The sequence below is a fragment of the Actinomadura gamaensis genome, assembly GCF_042652125.1.
Taxonomy (GTDB): Bacteria; Actinomycetota; Actinomycetes; order Streptosporangiales; family Streptosporangiaceae; genus Spirillospora; species Spirillospora gamaensis.
In genome coordinates, this window is the sequence record NZ_JBHSIT010000016.1 from 160054 (window position 1) to 166366 (window position 6313).

The window sequence follows — 6313 nt, forward strand, 5'->3', positions numbered from 1 at the left end:
GCGGCCTCCCTCCGATCAGGCGTAACCGTTCTCCGGGACGCCGTCGTCCGGCCGCAGCCCGTCGCCGGCCGCCTCGCCGAGCGGCTTGCTGACGTCCTGCGGGAGGCCGGTCTTGTTGACCCACCCGGCCGGGCTCCCCGGCAGCTCGGTGGACTGGTAGCCGACCTTCGGCAGCGACATCCCCTCCGGCTTCTCGCCCGCCTCCTTCGCGTGCGACCGGCCCTCCAGCAGCCCCTCGACGGTCTCGGGCGCGGCCGTGATCTCCGCCTGGACGAGGTCGCCCGCCACGTCCCGGTCGCCCTCGGACGCCTGGAACCCCGCGTCCACGAACATCCCCGCGCCGAAGACCGCCGCGCCGCCGGTCATCGCGCCCATCAGCACGGTGTTCGCCGTCTCCATGATCCCGACGCAGGACGCGCCGAACGTCGCGCCCTCCGCCTCGCCCTCGGGCGCGCCGATGATCGTGGCGTCCGCCGCCGCGACGACCGCCGCGTCCGCGACCACCGCCGCCGCCATCCCGACGCAGAACGTTGCGTAGACCTCCATCGCCCCCGCGAGCACGCCCAGCGTCACCGCGGCCGTCTCGCAGGCGATCACGTTCGTTTCGAGCTGCCGTCCGAACTGCTCGATCTCCTTCTCGAACGCCGTCCGGTCCTTGCCCGACCAGGAGTCCTCGGAGACGCCGCGGACGAGCCCCTCCAGCTTCTCCTTGGCCTCCTTGTACTTGTCCGACGCCTCGTGCCACTTACCCGCGCCGTCGATCAGCTTCCCGTCGCAGCCCGCGCCCTTGCTCATCAGCCCCGCGATCACGGGACCCTCCGGGATGAACGGCGTGCACGCGATGCACGCGATCTCGGACGCCTCGATCGCGATCCGCCCGTAGTTCTCGGTCATCCCCGGCCCCTGACGGTGCTCTTCTCCTCGGCCTTCTCCCAATGCTCGGCCGTCCTGTCGAGCTTCTGGGCGATCTTCCCGAGATGCTTCTCCTTGCTCTCCCCGTCGGTCACGCCGTACTCGTGCGCGCCCGGATAGGCGATGCCCATCGGAAAGCCCTGGTCGCTGAAGTCCTCGGGCCCGATCTCGGCCTCCTTGATCGCCGCCGCGGCCTCCTTGACCAGCTTCGCGACGTCGTCCTCGACCTGTTTGCCGAGACGCTTGATGTCCTCCGGAACGTGTTTGACCTCGCCGTCCGCGCCCCCGGTGTCGCCGGGACGTCCGCCGTCCATGGGCGACAGCGGCGCGCGCGGCGTGTCGGCGGGCGGCGTCGAGGTGTTGAGGATGTCCGAAATCCGGCTCATGCGGGGCCCTCCGTGGTCAGGCGCTGCGCATCCGGGCCCGGGCCAGGGCCAGCTGCTCCTTGACGTGCTCCATCTTCTGCTCGAAGTCCCGCTGAGCGGCGAGCACCTCGTCCTGCAACGCGCGCGGATCGGCCAGCTCGCCCAGCTCCTCGCGCATCAGCTCCGCGGTCTGCCGCCGCAGGTCCGCCGTCGCCTCCCGGACGAGCCGCACCACCGTCTCGGCGAGCTCCTGCGACCCGAGCTTCATCGCCCGCGGATCGATGACCAGCCCGGTGAGCCCCTGCCCCCCGGCGCACTCCACCGCGACGGCGCCGTCCTCGCTCCGCGCGCGCCCGACGACGTCCCGGAGCCGCTCCTGGACGGCCAGCACCCGCTCCATCCGCCGCCCGGCCCGCGCCCTGGCGTCCTCAACCTCCGCGGCGGCGAACCGCGCGTAGTCGCTCATCTCGCTCCACTCCGGCGATCCACCCCCGACGGCCCGAAGACCCTCACACACCCCCGGTTAGAGCCCGGCAAACCCCCCTAAAGATCGTTCGAACCGACCCTCACCCCGCGCGAACGGCGCTCAGCCCGTGACAGACGGATGCGCGCGGGAGTGCCCTCCGGGTCCAGGAGGGGCCTGGACGGGGTTCCCAGCAGCGCACGCGCAACCGATCCGGTCGTCGGCCGTGCACCGGTACGAGGGCTGCGGTCAGTCGCTGTAGGTCAGCAACCGGAGGTGGGCAGAGTGCGTCAGAGTGTCGCTACGCCGCAACCGGACTTCTACCCTGAGGCAGGGTCCGCAACGACTGTTGGAGCATGGATGACCGCACCCGAGAAGCGCATTCCTGGGCAGAGCAACGCCGAGTACGAACGACGCCAGGCCCCCAACGCGAGCTTCACCGGAACACAGTCGCTGCACGGTGGCGGAGACGCCTCGTTCGCGATCAGAGCCTCTCGCGCCTTCTTCGCTTGGCTCAACCGCCGTAGGGGGAGCAAGACAAGTTAGGTGCGCTGGCGGCGGCGAACAGACCACCCCCAACCCCCACTTCCCTAGTGCTCGTGTTCCGCGATCGTTCCGGGACTACCGACAGACGGTGGGGCATCGCGGGTCGCGGTCGCACCCGTCGCGGACCAGCGGGAACGGTGCTTCCGCTGATGAGGGCCCGGGTCCGGAGGTCACGGGCGACGACTTCCGGGAGGGGTTCGGACGCTTGCACTCGGCAGGGTAGAGTGCTAAACAAACGTTGGCACTCTGCTGTGGAGAGTGACAACTCCACAGACTGGGTCGGGGCGATGAGGCTCCGTGACCGGCGGCGGAATGGCAGTCGTCGGCAGGGGTCGTCCGTCGCGGGCATCGGCTCGATCCGTATATGGCCACCCTGTTCCGGGAGGACTTGGAGCCTATGGCTGCAAAGATGATCGCGTTCGACGAGGAGGCCCGGCGCGGCCTCGAGCGCGGCATGAACCAGCTCGCTGATGCCGTGAAGGTGACCCTTGGTCCCAAGGGCCGCAACGTCGTGCTGGAGAAGAAGTGGGGCGCCCCCACGATCACCAACGACGGTGTGTCCATCGCCAAGGAGATCGAGCTCGAGGACGCCTGGGAGAAGATCGGCGCCGAGCTCGTCAAGGAAGTAGCCAAGAAGACCGACGACGTCGCGGGCGACGGCACCACGACGGCGACCGTGCTGGCCCAGGCGCTGGTGCGCGAGGGTCTGCGCAACGTCGCCGCGGGCGCCAACCCGATGTCCCTCAAGCGGGGCATCGAGGCGGCCGTGGAGCGGGTCAGCGAGGAGCTCTCCAAGCTGGCCAAGGACGTCGAGACCAAGGAGCAGATCGCCTCCACCGCGTCCATCTCCGCGGGTGACACCCAGATCGGCGAGATGATCGCCGAGGCGATGGACAAGGTCGGCAAGGAAGGCGTCATCACCGTCGAGGAGAGCAACACCTTCGGGCTCGAGCTCGAGCTCACCGAGGGCATGCGCTTCGACAAGGGCTACATCTCGCCCTACTTCGTCACCGACCCCGAGCGGATGGAAGCGGTCCTCGACGACCCGTACATCCTGATCGTCCAGGGCAAGGCGTCGGCCAACAAGGACCTGCTGCCCGTCCTCGAGGGCGTCATGCAGTCCGGCAAGCCGCTGCTGATCATCGCCGAGGACGTCGAGGGCGAGGCGCTGGCGACCCTGGTCGTCAACAAGATCCGCGGCATCTTCAAGTCCGTCGCCGTCAAGGCGCCGGGCTTCGGCGACCGCCGCAAGGCGATGCTCGGCGACATCGCCATCCTGACCGGCGGCCAGGTGATCTCCGAGGACGTGGGCCTCAAGCTGGAGAACACCACCCTCGACATGCTGGGCCGCGCCCGCAAGGTCGTGGTGGCCAAGGACGAGACCACGATCGTGGACGGCGCCGGTGACGCCAACGAGATCGCGGGCCGGGTCAACGAGATCCGCACCGAGATCGAGCGCACCGACTCCGACTACGACCGCGAGAAGCTCCAGGAGCGCCTCGCCAAGCTGGCCGGCGGCGTCGCCGTCATCAAGGCCGGCGCGGCGACCGAGGTCGAGCTGAAGGAGCGCAAGCACCGCATCGAGGACGCCGTCCGCAACGCGAAGGCGGCCGTCGAGGAGGGCATCGTCCCCGGCGGTGGCGTCGCGCTGCTGCAGGCCGGCACCAAGGCGTTCGACAAGCTCGAGCTGCCCGGCGACGAGGCCACCGGCGCGAACATCGTGCGCCGCGCGCTGGAGGAGCCGATCAAGCAGATCGCCGTCAACGCCGGCCTCGAGGGCGGCGTCGTGGTGGAGAAGGTCCGCAACCTGACCCCGGGTGAGGGCCTCAACGCCGCGACCGGCGAGTACGTCAACATGTTCGACGCCGGCATCCTCGACCCGGCCAAGGTGACGCGTTCCGCCCTGCAGAACGCGGCGTCCATCGCGGCGCTGTTCCTCACCACCGAGGCCGTCATCGCCGAGAAGCCGGAGAAGACGCCCGCCCCGGCCATGCCGGGCGGCGACGGCGGCATGGACTTCTGATCCACGGATCGGCGGTTCGCGCCACTGACGCCTGAAAGGGGCGGTCCCGATCGCGGGACCGCCCCTTTTGGCATGTCCGTACGTATGGCGCTTTCGGTCGTGGTGACGCCGCCGCGCATGTTCGGCGTGGCTGCGGGGCTCTGCCTCCGTGTCGTCCGGGGTAGCGGTGACTGACGTCGCCCTCCGGACGACCGGAACGTCCGGTGACCTGGCTGAGCTGCGAGAACGGTCCCGGAAATCCGGATCCTCGCCGCCGCGCGACCCCGTGCGCCCTTTCGTGGACGGCTCCGGACTTGACAGGATCGCGGCGTGACCGATCTCTTCAACCTCCCCAGCATGCGGGTCGAGCAGCCGCGCAAGGTCGTCCAGACCCAGACGCGGTACGACGTCGTGGACGACCGGGGCACGCTCCTCGCCGCCGTCGCCGACCAGCAGGTCCGCAGCCGCCGCGAGGCGGTCCGCGCGGCGCTCCCGCAGAGCGTCCGCAGTTCCCACGCCACGCTCGTCCTGCGCGACGCCGACGGCGTCCCCCGCTACGTCATCGACAAGGTGGACGCGTGGCGCACGCACGTCCAGCACGCCGTCCTCGGTGAGGAGGGCGAGGACGTGGTGCGCGGCGACCGCATCGGCACCGTCCGCGCCAACTCGACCCGCCGCCAGTACTTCCTGCTCGACGCCGCCGAGAACGAGCTCGCGCAGGCCGTGGGCGACCTCCGGCTTCGCAGCTTCCCCGTCACCGACAACGACCGCCGCCGCTTCGCCCGCATCGAGAAGAAGTGGGCCGGACTGCGCGCGGAGCTGTTCACCACCGCCGACCGGTACGCCGTCGAGTTCACCGAGGAGGTCTCGGAGAGCCTTCGCGTCCTGGTCGTCGTCACGGCGATCGTGCTGGACATGATGGCGTACGAATCCAAGGAACTCGTCTGACCCCGAACTGACGTCCGGCGTCGAGGAGCGGGCGGCACAACCTCCTGAGGACGGGCGAGGTACCGCCTGAGTCCGGCGAGGCAGCCGTCTGAGGACGGGCGCGGCAACCGCCTGAGGACGAGTCCCGGACGGTGTGGCCGGAGCCCGCCCGCACGGGGTTCCCTCCGGGCGCGGCAGCGGGGTACGTTCCGCATGTGCAGGTCATGCCAGGACGGGCGAACGGCCAGTGGATATCACCGGCCATACCGACGATCGCCAACTGCATCCTGGCCGCGCTCTGGGGGTTCTCCGCGTTCGGCGGGTGGAGCGACGACGCGTTCTGTGGCCAGGCCGGCGCGCACGACGCCGACTGCGGGGACGCGGTGACCCGGTACGTCTGGCTGTCGGCCCCCGCCGCGTTCGTCGGAGCCGCGATCAGCCTGATGTCGTGGCTGCTCCCGGGCGTCCGGCACCGTCCGGACGTCCTGGACCGCAACCTGACCATCGCCGTCGGGTTCTGGGTGTTCGCCGAAGCGGTCATGTTCATCGGCGGATACCTGGCGAAGCCGTGACGTCCCGCCCGCAGCGGATGCGGGCGGGGTGGTGCGCGCCACACTTCAGGACCAGTCCGGCGTCGCGGAATAAGCCGGTGCATAGGCGCCGTTGAAGACCTCGCAGGCGGGGATGCCCGCCACACTGACCACAAAAGCCCAGCTAGAAGACGTCGGCGCCGCCGGCGGACGACCCTCCGGGCAACACGCCGGAAAAAGTTCCGCCGTTCGGTTTGACGCGGACGCGCGCTGGGCATACTGTTCACTTCGCCCCACGGGGTTGCGGGACGCTGAACGGCGGCCGGCCCGAGGGGAAACCATCCAACGAACAAGCGGAAGCGGCTTCGTCGTGCCCGCCGGCGGATGGTGCACTGGAAAGGGTCCGATTTTGCGAATCGGATCGGATCTGGTGGAATAGCGGGGCCGCAGGGAACGGCCGCGAAAGCGGGCGGGAACTGCGGAATCGGAATCGGCCGGAAATTGACAAGCCGGGCGGGACTGATAAAGTAGGCGAGTCGCCACGGAGCGAAGCCGCGGAGGAAGTCCG

At 69.8% G+C, this 6313-nt stretch carries 6 protein-coding genes; 3 read left to right on the forward strand and 3 right to left on the reverse strand.

The genetic code is table 11. From position 1 onward, the window contains the following. Positions 1-15: 15 nt before the first annotated feature. The 3 genes from ACFPCY_RS39195 to ACFPCY_RS39205 are packed head-to-tail and all read right to left on the reverse strand — an operon-like array spanning position 16 to position 1743. A complete protein-coding gene (locus tag ACFPCY_RS39195; protein WP_378264235.1) occupies positions 16-894 on the reverse strand; it encodes a PPE domain-containing protein in 879 nt (292 codons plus the stop codon). After that, positions 891-1298 (reverse strand): hypothetical protein, encoded by a 408-nt coding sequence (locus ACFPCY_RS39200; RefSeq protein WP_378264236.1) that lies wholly within the window; start codon positions 1296-1298, stop codon positions 891-893. The genes ACFPCY_RS39195 and ACFPCY_RS39200 overlap by 4 nt, the downstream gene beginning before the upstream one ends. Before the next feature lie 16 nt (positions 1299-1314). Next, a complete protein-coding gene (locus ACFPCY_RS39205; RefSeq protein ID WP_378264238.1) occupies positions 1315-1743 on the reverse strand; it encodes a YbaB/EbfC family nucleoid-associated protein in 429 nt (142 codons plus the stop codon). Between the two features lie 940 nt (positions 1744-2683). Here ACFPCY_RS39205 and groL point away from each other — a divergent pair. The 3 genes from groL to ACFPCY_RS39220 all read left to right on the forward strand — a co-directional run bounded on the left by groL (position 2684) and on the right by ACFPCY_RS39220 (position 5787). Beyond that, complete coding sequence (gene groL, locus ACFPCY_RS39210) at positions 2684-4309, forward strand: chaperonin GroEL (RefSeq protein ID WP_378264240.1); 1626 nt, start codon at positions 2684-2686, stop codon at positions 4307-4309. Between the two features lie 309 nt (positions 4310-4618). Continuing rightward, a complete protein-coding gene (locus tag ACFPCY_RS39215) occupies positions 4619-5236 on the forward strand; it encodes an LURP-one-related family protein (protein ID WP_378264242.1) in 618 nt (205 codons plus the stop codon). A gap of 194 nt (positions 5237-5430) precedes the next feature. Further along, the gene (locus ACFPCY_RS39220) at positions 5431-5787 is read left to right on the forward strand and encodes a hypothetical protein (RefSeq protein WP_378264244.1); all 357 of its coding nucleotides are present in this window, start codon (positions 5431-5433) and stop codon (positions 5785-5787) included. Positions 5788-6313 lie beyond the last annotated feature (526 nt).